Annotated in this window: 12 protein-coding genes and 1 pseudogene; 8 read left to right on the forward strand and 5 right to left on the reverse strand. The window is 46.2% G+C overall.

The window, feature by feature from the left end; translation table 11 throughout:
• Positions 1–7: 7 nt before the first annotated feature.
• On the reverse strand, positions 8–727 hold the full coding sequence (locus L1076_RS12005; RefSeq protein ID WP_038866981.1) for a FadR/GntR family transcriptional regulator: 720 nt from the start codon (positions 725–727) through the stop codon (positions 8–10).
• A 367-nt stretch (positions 728–1,094) separates the two neighbouring features.
• Between L1076_RS12005 and L1076_RS12010 the strand changes: the two genes are divergently transcribed.
• From L1076_RS12010 to L1076_RS12025, 4 genes are all read left to right on the forward strand, one after another.
• Positions 1,095–1,871: an SDR family NAD(P)-dependent oxidoreductase gene (locus tag L1076_RS12010; protein ID WP_005437107.1), complete on the forward strand. Its 777-nt coding sequence runs from the start codon at positions 1,095–1,097 to the stop codon at positions 1,869–1,871.
• Positions 1,872–1,990: 119 nt separating this feature from the next.
• Positions 1,991–2,707 carry a FadR/GntR family transcriptional regulator gene (locus L1076_RS12015; protein WP_005437108.1) on the forward strand — a complete coding sequence of 239 codons (717 nt, stop codon included), beginning with the start codon at positions 1,991–1,993 and terminating at the stop codon, positions 2,705–2,707.
• A gap of 114 nt (positions 2,708–2,821) precedes the next feature.
• Complete coding sequence (locus L1076_RS12020; RefSeq protein WP_275424158.1) at positions 2,822–4,180, forward strand: MATE family efflux transporter; 1,359 nt, start codon at positions 2,822–2,824, stop codon at positions 4,178–4,180.
• Between the two features lie 260 nt (positions 4,181–4,440).
• Positions 4,441–5,511, forward strand: coding sequence for a polysaccharide lyase family 7 protein (locus L1076_RS12025; RefSeq protein ID WP_042605032.1), 1,071 nt, complete (start codon positions 4,441–4,443; stop codon positions 5,509–5,511).
• Between the two features lie 472 nt (positions 5,512–5,983).
• On the opposite strand, the gene L1076_RS12030 is transcribed toward L1076_RS12025, so the two are convergent.
• Positions 5,984–8,149: a heparinase II/III family protein gene (locus L1076_RS12030; protein ID WP_237303673.1), complete on the reverse strand. Its 2,166-nt coding sequence runs from the start codon at positions 8,147–8,149 to the stop codon at positions 5,984–5,986.
• Between the two features lie 2 nt (positions 8,150–8,151).
• The gene (locus L1076_RS12035) at positions 8,152–10,317 is read right to left on the reverse strand and encodes a heparinase II/III family protein (protein ID WP_237303674.1); all 2,166 of its coding nucleotides are present in this window, start codon (positions 10,315–10,317) and stop codon (positions 8,152–8,154) included.
• Between the two features lie 420 nt (positions 10,318–10,737).
• Between L1076_RS12035 and L1076_RS12040 the strand changes: the two genes are divergently transcribed.
• The 4 genes from L1076_RS12040 to L1076_RS12055 all read left to right on the forward strand — a co-directional run bounded on the left by L1076_RS12040 (position 10,738) and on the right by L1076_RS12055 (position 15,281).
• Entirely contained in the window at positions 10,738–11,073 is a 336-nt protein-coding gene (locus L1076_RS12040) for a cupin domain-containing protein (protein WP_005450851.1), read from the forward strand.
• A 34-nt stretch (positions 11,074–11,107) separates the two neighbouring features.
• Positions 11,108–12,040 (forward strand): sugar kinase, encoded by a 933-nt coding sequence (locus tag L1076_RS12045; protein ID WP_054755842.1) that lies wholly within the window; start codon positions 11,108–11,110, stop codon positions 12,038–12,040.
• Positions 12,041–12,118: 78 nt separating this feature from the next.
• A complete protein-coding gene (locus tag L1076_RS12050; RefSeq protein ID WP_005388506.1) occupies positions 12,119–12,742 on the forward strand; it encodes a bifunctional 4-hydroxy-2-oxoglutarate aldolase/2-dehydro-3-deoxy-phosphogluconate aldolase in 624 nt (207 codons plus the stop codon).
• A gap of 781 nt (positions 12,743–13,523) precedes the next feature.
• Positions 13,524–15,281, forward strand: coding sequence for a sodium:solute symporter family protein (locus L1076_RS12055; RefSeq protein WP_038866999.1), 1,758 nt, complete (start codon positions 13,524–13,526; stop codon positions 15,279–15,281).
• Positions 15,282–15,435: 154 nt separating this feature from the next.
• Here L1076_RS12055 and L1076_RS12060 read toward each other — a convergent pair.
• Positions 15,436–16,250: pseudogene (locus L1076_RS12060) on the reverse strand (alpha/beta hydrolase fold domain-containing protein).
• A 102-nt stretch (positions 16,251–16,352) separates the two neighbouring features.
• Positions 16,353–17,243: an NAD(P)-dependent oxidoreductase gene (locus L1076_RS12065; RefSeq protein ID WP_258071394.1), complete on the reverse strand. Its 891-nt coding sequence runs from the start codon at positions 17,241–17,243 to the stop codon at positions 16,353–16,355.
• Positions 17,244–17,514: the final 271 nt, after the last annotated feature.

Here is a 17,514-nt window from a genome sequence, read left to right on the forward strand (position 1 = left end):
GCTGAACTTATTTTACTGGCGCTAAGCGGTGCTTAGAGTCTAACAAGTGATTCGCTGATGCTTGGCGCGCTTTGTCAGCATTGCCTGCCATGATTGCATCGTAAATCTGACGGTGTTCTTTGATACAAGTGCTGCCTTCTTCCGAAGAGTGCGCAATGAAGTTAACGAACATTGTCGTCAGGATATTACCGAATGGTAGGTAGAAGTCGTTACCCGTTGCGTTGAAAATCAGGCTATGGAAACGAGTGTCAACTTCCATCCATTTTGCCTGATCAAACTCTTCCGCTTCTGCAACGTCGACCATCTGCTGGAAAGTTTCAGATAATTCAATGCGTTGTTCCGCAGTCGCGTGGATAGCAGCAAGTGCACATGCCTCTGGCTCGATCGCACGGCGTAAACCAAGGAATTGACCACAGAACTGGTCAGTATCTGCAAGACCGTCCATCCATTCAATCAGCTGAGGATCTAAGAAGTTCCAGTAAGCGCGGTTGATGACGCGAGTACCAACTTTAGGACGCGACTCAAGTAGGCCTTTCGACGTTAGCAATTTCACTGCTTCACGTAGTGCAGTACGGCTGATGCCAAATTGCTCACAAAGAACCATTTCGCCAGGTAGGATAGAGCCCTGAGGAAGCTTACCAGACAAAATACCACGTGCGATTTCACGCGCTACTTGCACATGAAGGCTTCGCTTAGAGCCTGAGATAGAATGAAATTCGCCGGACATAATCTTCACTTCTTATTAAATATGTATTATTTAAGCCGCACTATAGCACTCTTACCCCTACCTACCAAGCAGATGTGAACGTAATATAAGAGGGTTCACAGAACGCACCTTTTCACTAGACACAATCAATGATTGCGTTGACTTGACCGCTTCTTCAATATCGTTTTCATCGCTATCAAGTTGTCAAATTATTCATACAAATAATAGCTGTAAAATCCTATTTGCTGTGACCCAAACCACAAATGCAACGCAAAACTGACGAATTTTGCCAGATCTCGCTCAATTGGGCGCAAATACGCTTGCGACCGAAAGATCTTATTGTATGATTTATTTCGAAAGCACGAATAACTAACATAGGTAAACCGTCATGTTTAACGATTTGAAAGGTAAGCGCGTACTTATCACTGGTTCTACGTCAGGTATGGGCCTAGCGGCGGCACGCGTGTTCGCAAAATACGGCGCTAAAATCGGCATTAACAGTCATCAAACCGGTCCTGACGCAGATGCAGCAGTGACTGAGCTAACCGCACTTGGTGGCGATGTTAAGTTTTTCCAAGCGAACCTTATGGTGACCGCAGACTGCGAAAAACTGGTTAAGGAATTTACCGATCATTTCGGTGGCATGGACGTGCTAATCAACAACGCTGGTGGTCTTGGCGGTCGTGAAAACCTAGAAAACATCGATGATGAGTTCTACAACCGTGTTATGGATCTGAACGCTCGTTCTGCGTTGATGACAACCAAATATTCCATCCCGCACCTTCGTGCATCCGCAGCGGAATCTGGTGAGACAGCATGTGTGATCAGCACTGGCTCTATTGCAGCTCGTGAAGGCGGCGGTGTTGGTGCTGGTATCTACGCAGCATCAAAAGCGTGGTTACACGACATTCACCGTAACTGGGTGAAAGAGTTCACTAAAGACAACATCCGTTTCAATATCGTTTCTCCAGGCACTATCGACACCGCATTCCACGATGGTAAATCTGACGAGTTGAAAGCAGCAATCGCAAGCGGTATCCCTATGGGTCGCTTCGGTCGAATCGAAGAAGTAGCACCAACGTTTGCTTTCTTCGCTTCACATGCATGTTCTGGTTACATCACTGGCCAAGTGCTGGATGTAAACGGCGGACAAATGGCGCCATAAGCGCTGACTTATTTCGTTTCAGACGAATACACTGACCTCAAAAAGCCAGCTTCGTCTGGCTTTTTTTGATCATTTATCAAGTGCTATGGCACTGGAAGCATAATTATAAGGAGCGTCAAATGGCAAAGTTTTCTCTTGTGGAGGATTCACACCGCAAGATCCATGTGCAAGTTGCCAGACAAATCGCCCGCAAAATACTGTCAGGTGAGCTAAACCAAAATGAAAAGCTACCCAATGAGATGGATCTCTGTGACGCGTTTGGCGTGAGTCGCACAGCATTACGCGAGTCAACCAAACTGCTCTCAGCAAAAGGGTTAATCGAGTCAAAGCCGAAGGTGGGCACGACGATTCGTGCGCGCAACCATTGGCATTTTCTCGACCCTCAACTCTTGGAATGGATTCAAGATTTAGAAGATACCGAGCCGTTTTTGGCTCAGTTTTTGGGGTTGCGTAAAGCGATTGAACCAGAGGCTTGTGCCTTAGCGGCGAATAACGCAACAGCAGAGCAACGCAAAGAGTTGTCGGTTATTTTTCAGCGTATGACCATGGCAGCCAATCGTTTCGATTATGACGATTGGACGGTCAACGACCACCTGTTCCACCAGACAATATTCCTTGCAACAGGCAATCAATTCTACATTCCGTTTAGCAATATCTTGTCGACCATCTTCAAGCAGTTTATCGATCATTCAGCTGAAGGCGGTCGATTCTGTATTGAAGAGCATCGCGCGATTTACGATGCCATTATGGCAGGGAATGGAGACCAAGCTCGCATCGCGTCGCATACATTGCTGAACGATGAAAACCAAAAACTGGCTCAGGTCGTCAACGGTTGATGAATCAACGTGTATTTGGCTTTGCTCTAACGGTGAAAGGATAGGGCAAGGCCAACGTTTAGCGGCAACGGCTTGCTTGCTAGTTGCGCTTGTGACAACTCCGAAAGGTCTACCATGTCTTCCCAACCCTATATAAGAAAAAATCTGTCCCTTGCTTGGCCGTTGGCCTTGAACGCATTATTAATGCAGTCGATGTTAATGATCGACACCTTCCTTGTCTCACCGCTCGGTGAAGTTTCCCTTGCCGCCATGGGTATTGCCACCACCATCGTCTCCTTTGTTTTAGGTATCCAAATGGCGTTGGCGAACGGCTCACAGTTGGTACTCAGTCGTGCAGTTGGGTCTGGGCAACACCTATCTCTGAACAAAGGCTTCTGGGCGGGCTTAATTATCAACGTTTTGGTCGCGGTTGTGTTTTGGACACTGATTACCGCCTTCGACAAAGCGTTGATAAGTAAGTTGACCGACAACGTTGCTCTTTATGCAGAGACCGAACGTTACCTCTCTGTCGCCAAGTTCATCATCATCTTCAACGCGATTACCCAAGTCATGATCGCCTTGTTTAATGCCCTTGGCCGAACCAAAGTGCCTTTCAAAGGTTACTTGATTGAGCTGCCCGTCAACATGGCAATGTCGTACGTGTTGATTCATGGCTTTGCTGGTTTTGAGGGGATTGGTGTGCAAGGCGCGGCAGCAGGCAGCTTAATCGCCATCACCATTCGATTGCTGTACTTAACGCTTTGCATTCGATGGGATGATTCCATCGTCTTGTCGATTAAGAACTTAGACGCCTCACTGAAGGCCAACACGCTGAATCACTTTAAAGAGATTTTCCCCGTTGCAGCAAACGTAACCATGTTGCAAACCGGCGCAACTATCTACATGTTGCTGTACTCACAGCTGACATTGAACGCCTACGTAGCGATGACCATCGTGATGCCTTGGATCAAAGCGGGGACTCAGTTCATCACGGCTTGGGCACACTCGTCGGCGATCACGATCAGCCAAGCGATTGGGTCACGACAAATGGATGAGCTGCGTAAGAATGTTGATATCAGCATCGACATGGCTGTGATGATCTCATTTGTCTCGGCGGCGTTCTTCTTGGCCTTAAGTTTTGTTCTACCGGATTTATACCTGGATCTAGATCCAAGCACCTACGTTGCCCTTGCTTCCATCGCGCCGTTATACATCTTTCTGCCGATTGTTCGTGGCTATAACACGGTACACGGTCACGTGTTGCGCGCGTTGGGTAAGACCACAGAAGTTTTCAAGATCAACTTCACTGGCCAGTGGATTGTGTCCATCCCATTGTGTGCGTTGATCATTCTGCACTGGGATCTCTCTTTCTTTTGGGCATTCGCCGTTATGCCATTTGAAGAAATAGTGAAAGCACTGCCATTTAGGCACTTGGCGCGTAAATCACTCAACGAGTTTGATCTGAAGAAAGCTGAGAAGCTTATGTATGATTAATTTGTCGTTTTTATTTTGATTTTTCGTCTAGTAAAGAGCCCTCAATGATGAGGGCTTTTTTGTCTCTAAAGTTTACTGCTGAGTGTTTAGTTTAAATAACCTGCTTTTATCTATCACTTTTTCTTAAAGTTTGATCCAAGTAGAACTTGCAATGATCAAACTGTGAGCGATTTTACACACCCGACTTTCCGTTCGGTTTAATCTCTGGATTAATAATTAATATGTACGACAATAATACATAAATAGGGAAATCCAAATCCATGTGTAATAGCAAAAGACTGAACAAGAATCTCCTCGCTGCCGCCTTACTGACTACGCTACCAATGACCGCTTTGGCCCATAATCAGACACCTCATCCAGTGCCTGCGGATAAGTTCGACATGATGAACTGGAAAATCACCTTGCCAATGGACAAAGACAACAACGGTCGAGCGGATGAAATCGAAGGCGTGGCAATGCTCAGTTACTCACATCACCAATTTTTCTTTTTAGATGAAAACGACAATATGGTCTTTGAAGTGCCGAACATGGCCGTGACAACAAAGGGCTCTACAAACGCGCGTTCTGAGCTCCGTCAAATGGGGCGAGGTACTGATGTCGATATCAGCGTGAAAGCGCCAGAAAACAACTGGGCGATTGCTGCGCACCCTCAAGCGGAATCATTCAGCGCAGTAGGAGGAACATTAGAAGCGACGTTAAAAGTAAACCACGTTGCTACGCGCTCTAAGAATCCAGAAAAATACCCAGCGTATTCCGTCGTGGTAGGGCAGATTCATGCAGGCAAAGACCCGGTTCAGTTAGAGGCGAACACAGGGTTTGGACACGGCAACGAACCACTAAAAATCTTCTACAAAAAATGGCCTAACCATAAGATGGGATCGGTGTTCTGGACGTACGAACGCAACCTAGCGAAAGCGGACCCTGATCGCACAGACATCGCTTATCCAGTATGGGGTAATACATGGGAAAACAACGTCGAGCCGGGAGATAAAGGCATCGCACTTGGTGAAGAGTTCAGCTACAGCGTAATAGTTGAAGGTAACATTATGCAGCTTGTGTTCGAAGCCGAAGGCCACCCAACCGCGAAGTATGAACTCGACTTGAGCAATAACGTCGACGCTTATGGAAAAGTGGATAAGAAAGATTTCGCCAAAGGTTATGCGAACGAGTGGTTCTACTTTAAAGCGGGCGCTTACGGACAATGCAGCGTGAAAACTGGCGATAACTTCTGGGCGACAGGTTGTGAAGGAACGGGAGATTTCGAGACGGATAAGAAGAACGGCGATTACAGCAGCGCCACCTTTTCTGAGTTGAAGCTAAACGGCAAGTAAGATATCGCTTTAACGTCCCTAATCATTGGATTCCAGTGGTTAGGGATTTTTTATGCCTCCAACAAAACATGTACAAACGATTTGATTGGTATTGATAAAACGAAGAGGGGGCTGTTGATGGAAGTAAACAAAAAAAAGCCGAACATGACGTCCGGCTTTGAATTAGTTCCCGATTTTTACATTAATGTTTAGTAACTAGGGTCTGTTGACCTTTCGTGATGATTTTTGCAGCAGTTTGTAGGTGTTTTATACAAGGCAGAGGCTTTGATATGTAGTTGTTCTACCTGATAAGCCGATAACGCAGTAGAAAGCACCTACAAACGCTACCCAAAGGGTTCGGCTAAAAGCGTTTTACTCTTTGTTGAGTCAATTTTACTTAGAACCACTAGGCTTCAATCGACTCGCCGCGATTAAAACGCTTTTATCTCGAACAAAATTTAACCACGAAAGATAAACAGACCCTATCTAAAGATTAAATTTGTGCGAATGCGCCTTCCCAAGTGTAAGTCACACCGTCGAACTCAACGCGATGTGCAGCGTTCTGTTTGTCTTCGTCTAGGTTGCAGATAGCGAAGTGGTAAGTGTTGCCTGTTGTGGTTTGCAGACGAATCACGGTACCCACTTCGTTGTTGCCAACGACGATTACTGACTCTACTAAACCACGAGCGCCAACCGATGCTTCGATAGACTCGTTGAAGTAACCGTGTGTCTCTAGCACAGAAGCAAACACGTGGTTTTGACCAGATTGACGTAAGATCAGTGCTGGTTCGCTCTTCAAGTTGAAGTCTGGATCATTTGCGCCAGTGCGAGTGAAGAACACTTTGCCGCCGTTTGTTGCGCTTGTGATTAGCGAGTAGTAGCTGTTGTCGTGCAACCAGCTTACAAGCGAGCTGCCTTGAACTTGGCCTGAACCCACATTCCATAGATGCTCGTAACCGTTGTCTTCGCCCATTGGACGCAGTGTGCTTTCTACGTCGTATTCAAAATCCGTACGGATGATTTGACCAGAGTAGTGCACTGGCAGGTCGTATTGGTGCTCTTGACCTGCTTCGATGCGGTAAACATCAATCACAAGTGGTTTTTCGAATTCTGGCAACTCAGCAAGAATGATGCTGCGCTGCATGTCTACGCCGTTGTAGTAACCAGAAATACGACCGCTCATGCCTTGCAGTTTTTCATCGTCCGCTTTGAAGAAATGCTTAGAACCGTATTTTGATTCCGCTAGAGCCGTGTCGAAGTTGTTTTGCGTCTTTTGGTCAACCGTTACTGTGTTGTGCGCGACTGTCTGCTTACAGTAAGACTTGTTCTCTGGGATGTAACGACCGCCAAATTTAGGCTCAACGTTTACCCAGCGACCAAAGCCGTAATCGTGCAGCACTTCATGACCGCGGTTAAACACACTCAGGTGCAGACCATCGTAGTGACCGTGGTCTAGTGCAGAGTGGTACTGGTGATCGCTGCCGTGTTGACCAAACCAGATAAGCGCCATGGTGTCGTCGTCTTGCTCGTCACGGTGACGAAGAATGCTTACGCCGCCTTTTTCGCCTTCTGGGCCGTCTGTTACGAATAGGCTACCCCAGTTGAACGGTTTGATGTTGTCTGTTGTTGCAACTGCGTCAGACAATGTCTTGCCTGAGATATGAACCCAAACATCTTGCTGGTGGTCAGCCATGCCAAGTAGCGTTTCAGTTTGTTCGTAACGGTGGTAACACACAGACGTGGCCATGATTACGCCTTCATCGTTGATCGAAATCGTCTTCGATGAATCGTTCAATGCTGGCAAAGTACCATCTGGGAATGCCGTCTTAAATACTGCGTAAGACGTGGTCTTGATTACCGAATCGTTGAACTCGTAGATACCAAGCTCAGGCTGACGACGTTCAATCGCTTCTGCGAATAGGTAGATTGGACGCAGCGAGAAACGGTGGTAGTAAGGACCTTCCATGTAGTAGCCATCTGGCGAGAACAGTTGGTCTAGCTGAGCTAGGAAGCCGCCGCTAACTTTGTCCAGTTTCAAGCCGTAAAGCGCTTTGTCTACTGCATCTTGATCGTTAATTGCGTAACCACAGATACCTACTGCTGCTACAGCCCACAGACCGTGGTTGTGTACGATGTCAAAGTCGTGACCGTAAGTGACTACGAACAGCTCAATCATTTGCTTGAACAGATCGTTTTCAATCAGTGTTTTTTGCTCTTCTTCCAATGTGTGGTAAATGCAGCTGTACGCACAAGACGCGTATAGCATCCACATGTTCTCGTTCAGAGTTTGGTGGAAGATCTTACCCGGAGGGTTAGAGTCACGGCTGGTGTTGCTCTCTAGCGTCGGGTATACCTTCGCGTAAGCCGTTAGCATGTCCACGATGTAATCGCGGTACTTCTGTTCGCCAGTGATAAGGAATAGGCGACCCGCTAGATCAATGTGGATGTAGTTTTGCTTGTGACGGTTATGCTCGTAACCGCCGCCTTCGCCGTGACCTGGAACTTCAATACCCACCTCGGCCATGTAAGCGTCAGTTTGTTTGATGTCACGTGCTAATGCATTTCCTAATAGGCTATCCGTGCCAAGTGCTTTGCTTAGTTCTGCCGCTTCTTCAAAGTTCATTAATAGCGGTTGGTAAGACTGGGTTTGGTAGCTCATTATTATTTCTCCTGCCCGAATGCGTTCACTTCTAGAGAGTAGAAGCCATTCCAGCTGTAGGTTTTACCGTTCAATTCTACTTGGTGTGGGGTTTGGTCGTCAGCGCCTAGCACATTGCTGATCATCACAGTAACCAGTGATTTTTCAGTCGTGATTTCTACGATGCTGCCAACGGCGTTGTAACCCACGACGCGGATATCTTTCACCTGACCACGTGCATTCACCGACTGCTCAAACTCTTCATTGAAGTAGCCGTGTGTTTCTAGCACAGAAGCAAATAGCGTCGATTCGCCCTTGCTGCGCAGAATGAATGCTGGTTCGCTACGTAGGTTAAAGCTTGGGTCATTGGCGCCAGTGCGAGTGAAGATCACTTCATTATCGCCGTTCTGTTTCGCGCTGCTGCTTGTGCCTAACCAAGTGTAGTAGGTGTTGTTTTGTAGCCAGCTAACCAGCGCCGTACCTTGCACTTTGCTGCTTGCTACTTTCCAAAGGTGTTGGTAACCGAAGTCATCGCCAAGCGTGCTCAGTTCACCAAAGCTTTGGTAATCGAAGTTAGTACGTACGATTTGACCATCGTATTGATGAGAGTAGTCGTACTGATGTTCGCCTTCACCTTCGATGCGGTAAAGGTCTAGCAATAACGGTGCTTCAAGCTCGTCTAGGCTAAGCATGAACACACTGCGCTGCATGTCTGTATTCGGGTAATGGTCGTTCGCAAACGCACTCATACCGTTGATTTCAGTGCCTACTACTTTGAAGAAGTGAGGCAAACCATGTACCGAATCAGCGCGGTCTACATCGAAACCATTCTGACATTGCTCATCAATCGTTACCGCGTTGTGCGCGATAGTTTGACGTGCGTACGATTTGTTTTCGTCTAGGTAACGACCGCCGAATTTAGGCTCTACGTTTACCCAGCGACAGAAGCCGTATTCACGCAGCACTTCTTGACCACGGTTGAAGAAGGTAATGCCAAGCGTATCGAAGTTACCATGTCCCATGCCGTGTTGACCGTAGTTCATCACAAGCTGTGACACATCACCGGTTTTATCCTGCATACGGATAAAGCCTTGTGCACCGTTGTTACCAGTTGGACCTTCGTTAAGTTCCACGCTCGGCCAGAAAGGCATGCCGATTTCACGGTCTGCGATTGCTTTATCGTAAGCTTGAGAAAGCTCAAGACCACAAGGGTGCATCCAAACGGCGTTTTGAATCTTCGCCATGCCAAGGATGTTGTCATCCAAGCCGTAGTGCTTGCTGTAAACACTCACTGCAACTTGAACACCCATGTCGGTAATGCTCATGGTACGAGATGCATCGTTTAGGGCAGGGAACTCACCATTCGGGTAAGCCGTTGCCAGCATCGCTTGTACTGTGTTGCCAATCACTTTGTTTTTGTAGTTGTAGATGTCTACTTCAGGCATGTGACGGTGTACTACTTCTGCAAATACACAAGTTGGACGAATCGCATAACGATGGTAGTACGGACCTTCCATGTAGTAACCAGAAGGGGCGAACAACTGTGAGATTTGCGCTAGGAAGCCACCGGTATCATCACGGTCTTGACCGTATACCGACATCTCTAGATATTCAGGTTTGCCAATGGCTAGGCCACAAATACCAACAGCAGCAACTGCCCAGATACCGTGGTTGTGAATACGGTCGAAATCGTGCGCGTATTTCACTGTGAACATGTCTAGCATTGGTTCGAAAATGCGCTCAACAACAGCTGTGCGCTCTTCTTCTGTCATCACTGATGCCACGCAAGAGTAAGCAAGGCTAGTAAACATTAACCAACAGTGTTCATTAAGGATCTGGTGGAAAAGACGACCTGTTGGGTTAGTGTTTTTCTGTACGTGGAAATCAAAAGTGAGGTACTTCTCTGCGTAAATAGCGAGAAGATCTTTAACGAACTGCGCGTACTTTTCTTCTTGAGTGATCAAGAACAAACGACCCGCTAAATTCATGTAGGTATAGTTTTGTTTGTGGCGGTTGTGCTCGTAGCCACCCGCTTCGCCGTGACCTGGTACGTCTAGAGGCAGACGCATAAAGGCTTCAAGTTCCTTGCGATTCGCTTCAATGGATTTACCCATTAAGCTCAGCTTTCCGACTTCCTTTCTTAGTAGTTCGACTTCTGCTTCAGTCAACAAAATCGGTTGTGTAGTCATTTCTTTACCACCCTCAGATGAAGTGTGTTGTTTTCTTAAACTTCCTATAAAGTAATACAATATTAGGTTTGGGTGTAGTTTTTGTGGCAAAAAGGGAGAGTGAAATCACGCGAATTTAGCTAACTCATTGATTTGTATTGGTGTGATAATCCTTGTTGTGGCTGATGTTTCGACGTTATCAATCGTTAAGTGGAATGCTTTAGCGAGCACCATTTGATGAATATCACATATTTTTAGATATATTGTATGACAATTAAGATAGATCGGATATGCTCGTTACCAATTCGACAGCGGACCTTTCGCTTCGCGTTTCACTTTTATCAATACGACGCTTTTTTAAGAGAACCTTTTAATAAAAGCATGGTTAAGAATTAAGTGCCGTAGGGTTCGCTTTAATAGAGACTTTTTAGGAGTATGACGATGAATTCTTTCTTTGTATTAGATGAGAACCCGTGGGAAGAGCTAGGCGGCGGTATCAAACGTAAAATTGTTGCTTACACAGATGACCTAATGGCGGTTCACCTATGTTTCGACAAAGGCGCGATTGGCGCTCCGCATACTCACGAAATCCACGATCAAATCGGTTACGTAGTACGTGGCAGCTTTGAAGCAGAAATCGAAGGCGAGAAGAAAGTACTAAAAGAAGGCGACGCATACTTTGCTCGTAAGCACATGATGCACGGTGCGGTTGCACTAGAGCAAGACAGCATTCTTCTAGACATCTTCAACCCAGCACGTGAAGACTTCTTAAAATAATCTATAGCGCAACCTCAGTTGCTAAGGTGACAACATGAAATCATTAAACATCGCGGTCATTGGCGAATGTATGGTTGAGCTACAGAAGAAGGAAGGTCAGCTAAAGCAGTCATTCGGTGGTGATACGTTGAATACCGCACTGTATTTATCTCGTTTGACCAAAGCTCACGATATTAAAACCAGCTATGTAACGGCTTTGGGTAACGATCCTTTTAGCCAAGAAATGCTATCAGCATGGCAAGAAGAGGGCATCGATACTAGTCTGGTTCTTTCTGTTAAAGAAAAGCAACCAGGTATCTACTACATCGAAACCGATGAAACTGGCGAACGTTACTTCCACTACTGGCGCAACGAAGCGGCCGCTAAGTTCCTATTCGAGCAAAACGAGTCTCCGCTATTAGTCGACAGACTTTACTCGTACGATGCGGTTTACTTGAGCGGTATTACATTAGCGATTCTTACTGAAGAAGGTAAGACGCAGCTGTTTGGCTTCCTTGAGCGCTTCAAGGCACAAGGTGGTAAGGTTGTTTTTGATAACAACTACCGTCCTAAATTGTGGGAAAGCCGCGAGAATGCTATGTCTTGGTACCTTAAGATCCTTAAGCACACAGATATCGCACTGCTCACATTTGAAGATGAGCAAATGCTTTACGGTGATGAGCATTTAGAACAGTGCATTGAGAGAACCTCTGCACTGGGCGTGGATGAAATCATCATCAAACGTGGTAGCAAAGATTGCTTGGTTGTGGCGAATGGCGAAGCGCAATACGTGGCGCCAAACAAAGTCGACAACGTGATTGATACAACAGCGGCAGGTGATTCTTTCAGTGCAGGCTTCTTGGCGAAGCGTTTGACTGGCGGCAATGCAGCTGAATCGGCTTACTCTGGCCACTGTATGGCTGGCGCGGTAATTCAACATAAAGGTGCCATCATTCCACGTGAAGTGATGCCAGATCTTCCTTTGTAATTCTTTTGCGGAGCGTTGAGTAATCGGCGCTCCGCAGTGATTTATTGAACTCAAGTTAACGACGACGAGTACACTCTTATGACGACATTAAACGAACAATTAGCAAACCTAAAAGTAATTCCTGTTATTGCCATCAACAAAGCAGAAGATGCGATTCCTCTAGGTCGCACTTTGGTTGAAAACGGTATGCCTTGCGCAGAAATCACGTTCCGCACAGAGTGTGCTGCAGAAGCGATTCGTGCTATGCGCGCTGAGTTCCCAGAAATGCTGATCGGTGCAGGTACTATCCTAACTAACGAACAAGTTGACCAAGCGATCGAAGCTGGTGTGGACTTTATCGTAAGCCCAGGTTTTAACCCTCGCACGGTTCAATACTGCCTAGACAAAGGCGTGGCTATCGTACCTGGCGTAAACAACCCAAGCCTAGTTGAGCAAGCGATGGAAATGGGTCTGCGTACACTTAAGTTCTTCCCAGCTGAGCCATCTGGCGGTGTGGGTATGCTTAAAGCACTTACGGCGGTTTACCCAGTGAAATTCATGCCAACAGGTGGTGTGAGCCTAGGTAACGTAGACGAGTACTTGTCTATCCCTTCAGTGCTGGCATGTGGCGGTACTTGGATGGTGCCAACAAAACTTATTGATGAAGGTAAGTGGGATGAACTAGGTACACTGGTTCGCGACGCAGTAGCTCACGTAGCATAAGTGTCGTAATACCCCGATAAAACTAGCGAAAGAACGAAAAGCGAGCCTCAGTGCTCGCTTTTTTTGTGTTTGAAAGTTTGAAAGAGGCGAGATGGGAGAATCGAGATGCGAGAAAAGCAAACAAGAGATTAGAATCGAGAAACGAGATTTGAGAAGCTAAAACGGAAAGCGCTGAACCGTCCTTGCATCGTTCTCGATAGCGGCGAAGGAGGGGGGGATGGGAGTCTTGGATCACCTAATCTACACGGAACTTGTTAGGGAAAAGAGATTTCCTACTCAGTCATTCCTCCTTCAGGGAAATGACGGGAAGGATTAGGGGAAAAGCTGAGAGGTGAAGCATGAGGTTTGAGAGCTGGAAGTGGGAAGCGCTGAACTTTCCCTGCGTCATTCTCGAGAGCGACGAAGGAGCGAGTCGGGGACCTTGCTTGTTGCATTCATCTAAATCCCACTTTCTATCCTATGCCTTCGAAACATCTCATTACGTTTCCTACAAATAAATACCACGCATTTTTGATCTTCAGACAAAGCGTGAAGAAGAAAAATATTCCATACTTTAATGAATTTGCAATAGATTATTTGTATTACAATATAATTACTTGTTGAGTGATGGTTATTCTGACTTTGAATGCCAGTATCCCTATAAAATAAGGGCTTTGTCGCCAATTTTTCAATGAAATAACTTATGTTCCAGATCACAATTAAAGCTTATTGTAGTACAAATAAAATAATGAACAGAGTAGTCTAGGCGTTAGAAAATGATCAAACTTGAAAGGCTGAAAAAATGACTATTGATACTCTTGTTGTTCTTGCCTACTTCTTCTTCTTAGTTGCAATTGGTTGGATGTTCCGTAAGTTCACTACCTCAACCAGTGACTACTTCCGAGGGGGCGGTAAGATGTTATGGTGGATGGTAGGTGCTACCGCCTTCATGACGCAATTTTCAGCATGGACGTTTACAGGTGCCGCAGGACGCGCGTTCAACGACGGTTTCGTTGTTGTAATCCTATTCTTAGCCAACGCATTTGGCTACTTCATGAACTACCTCTACTTTGCTCCAAAGTTCCGCCAACTACGTGTAGTGACGGCGATTGAAGCAATTCGTCAACGTTTCGGTAAGACTTCAGAGCAGTTCTTCACTTGGGCTGGTATGCCAGACAGCTTGATCTCAGCCGGTATTTGGTTGAATGGTCTTGCGATTTTCGTGGCGGCGGTCTTCAACATTCCTATGGAAGCGACCATCATCGTTACGGGCTTAGTGCTAATGCTAATGGCGGTAACGGGCGGCTCTTGGGCGGTTGTTGCATCTGACTTTATGCAGATGTTGGTTATCATGGCAGTGACGATCACTTGTGCGGTGGCGGCATACTTCCACGGTGGCGGTATTGGCAACATAGTGTCTAACTTCCACGGCGACTTCATGCTGGGTAACAACCTGAACTACGTCAGTATCTTTATCCTTTGGGTAGTGTTCATCTTCGTTAAACAGTTCGGTGTAATGAACAACAGCATCAACGCTTACCGTTACCTATGTGCAAAAGACAGTGAAAACGCACGTAAAGCAGCAGGCCTTGCATGTGTGCTGATGATTGTTGGTCCTATCATTTGGTTCCTACCACCTTGGTACGTTGCGGCATTTATGCCTGATTTCGCAGAGCAATACGGCTCAGTAGGTGGTGATGCAGCTTACCTAGCATTCGTACAAAACGTAATGCCAGCAGGTATGGTAGGTCTTCTGATGTCAGCAATGTTTGCGGCGACCATGTCTTCAATGGACTCTGGCCTTAACCGTAACGCGGGTATCTTTGTGATGAACTTCTACAGCCCGATTGTGCGTCCACAAGCGTCACAAAAAGAGCTGGTTATCGTGAGTAAAGCAACGACTATCGTGATGGGCTTCATCATCATTGGTATTGGTCTATTCATTAACTCACTACGTCACTTGAGCCTGTTCGATATCGTACTGAACGTGGGCGCATTGATTGGCTTCCCAATGTTGATTCCTGTACTACTTGGTATGTGGATTCGTAAGACGCCGGACTGGGCTGGTTGGGCAACACTGGTTGTTGGTGGCTTTGTTTCTTACATCTTCGGTATTTCACTACAAGCAGAAGACGTGGAGCGCCTATTCGGTCTAGAGCAAGCGTTTACAGCACGTGAGTGGGCAGATCTGAAAGTTGGCTTGAGCCTAGCGGCACACGTTGTCTTCACTGGTGGATTCTTCCTACTGACAACACGTTTCTACAAAGGTCTGTCGCCTGAACGTGAGAAAGAAGTGGATCAATTGTTCGAGAACTGGAACACGCCTCTTGTGGCTGACAGCGAAGAGCAGCAGAACCTAGATACAAAACAGCGCGGCATGCTTGGTAAGCTTATCAGCGTAGCGGGCTTCGGTATCCTAGCGATGGCTCTGATTCCAAACGAACCATCAGGTCGACTACTGTTTATCTTGTGTGGTGCGATTGTTCTCTCGGTGGGGGTTCTATTGGTGAACGCAGCACGAGGGCCTAAAAGCCCAAAGTTAGCTAACGCGAAAAGCTAAGTCCCACTTAACTCACTCTTCCTAATAAAAATCCCACGGTGTCATCACTGTGGGATTTTTTCTATTTGTCGGCTTGCCTCTCTACACAGATCCTGCTTTTTGATTCTTTGCCCAATTCGCCCAGTTGTCATTAGGCATTGGGAAGTACTTCATTTCAAATCAGTAGTAATGGGGAATGCTCGATTTGGTTTGAAACCGCAGTGATGCCGCGTCTTGCTGAACCACTTACTTTAGAAAGTTGAGAGAAGCTATGAATGGCCCCAAGTAATGCTCCCTTCAGACTTCGACACCATAACAGAGCATGAGTTTGTAGAGCTGTTCGCCTTCGTTACGTAGCGGATCAAACTCAGCGGTGATGATCGTGTTTAGGTAGTTCACCGAAGTCACTGCTTAAAAGGTTAAGATCCTGTTTGGTTGTGGTTCTGGATTTTCCGTGTGTGTATAAATCGAAACCAGAAAGAAGCATTTTGGCGGTAATACCACAGTCGAGCCCGTTTCTGCGTCGCTTTGTGAGAGGCCTTAGGAGCTAAAATTGGGTGGATAATTTGTTGGCTCGGCAACTAATGTCGCAAGCACTTGAGCCTAAGCGTTGTCGCTAACGCCAATTGGCCTAAAGCGCAGCACGACTTGTTAGGTATCGCCACCATATTTATGGTCATCTTTTTTCATGCCAAGCCCCGCCTGATAAACATCATCATGTGCCCTAGGATAGGTATGTTCAGGTGCCGCTGATATTTAATGCAGATAACAATTGCATTGGAAAGAAGGGCGGCTTGTAAATTTTAACTTCAATGCTATTCCTCACATCTAGGCATTTGCTGCGCAATGTTGGCTTTCGCCTGCTAAAACATTAGCGCCAATATAACCCGCGCGACGTTGGGCGACGGCTTGTTTTTAAAGGCTGGGCTTACGATTTGTTTGGAATGCGTCGACTAGCTCTTTGATGCCACCGTTAGAGCGCAGAAAAATAAAGAATGGAAGAATGGAAGAATGGAAGAATGGAAGAAGAAGAACAAAAAAGCCTTGCTACTAGGTGAGCAAGGCTTAGAAAATTTGGTTTAGAAAGGGTTATTAACCTTCTAGTTCAGCAAAGTAGTCAAAGATAACTGGAACGTCGTTTTGACCAAGGCCTTGGTCTACTGCTGCTTGAAGGCTCTTAGAAGTACCTTCAGCAATAAGAGACTCAGTACCTAGGTCTTTAACCATTTCTAGGAAGTAACCTAGATCTTTGTTTGCGTTTGCGATTGAGAAACCTAGCTTCTCTTCGCCGTCTACAGCGTAGAACTTACAGAACTGCATAAATGGTGAGTTTGATGGACCTGCAGACATGATGTCGAATAGCTGTTGGCCATCAACGCCAGCACGCTTAGCAACAGCGAACGCCTGAGACATAGTTGCTACTGTTGTCATGCCCATGAAGTTGTTCACGAGCTTCGTTACGTGACCAGAACCTAGAGCACCAAGGTGGAATACGTTTTCGCCTTGTTCATCAAGCACTGGCTTAACTTTGTTGAACGTTTCGATGTCGCCAGCAGCCATGATGTTTAGTAGACCATCTTTCGCGTGAGCTGGAGTACGGCCAAGAGGCGCATCAATCATGCCTGCGCCTTTCGCAGCAAGATCAGCACCGATCTTACGAGTCGAAGCTGGGATAGAAGTACCGAAGTCGATCAGAGTCGCGCCTTCTTTGATACCCGCTAGAATACCTTCTTCACCGTAAACGATCTTTTCTACAACTTCAGAAGTCGTTAGACACAGCATTACGATGTCACTTGCTTCAGCAAGTTCTTTAGGTGTGTTTGCCGCTTTAGCGCCGCGAGCAACACAAGCTGCCACAGCGTCTTTATTCAAATCCATTACGTTTAATTCGTAACCACGGTTTTGTAGGTTCTCAACCATGTTTCCACCCATCAGACCAAGGCCGATGAAACCAATGACAGGTTTTGTCATATCAGACTCCAAATATCGTATTGTATGATTATATGGCTTTATCTTAAGTCCTCAGTTGGATTTTGCAATCGGAAAATGCAATGAATAAGGTTTTATCGATGTTTTTTGGCAAAAGTGAGAGGTTGGTTTGGCTATTGGCTCGATTTCTCTTGGTTTCTGGCGGGTTTTAGTGTCTCAAGTAATAAGTGTATCTATGCCAAATATAACCAAGAGATTCGCTTTAACTACGCAAATGTTTGTTCAGTGAATAATGTTAATTGTATTACAATTTATCTAGGGGGAG

It is taken from the genome of Vibrio sp. MMG023, from assembly GCF_021654215.1.
GTDB classification, from domain to species: domain Bacteria; phylum Pseudomonadota; class Gammaproteobacteria; order Enterobacterales; family Vibrionaceae; genus Vibrio; species Vibrio jasicida.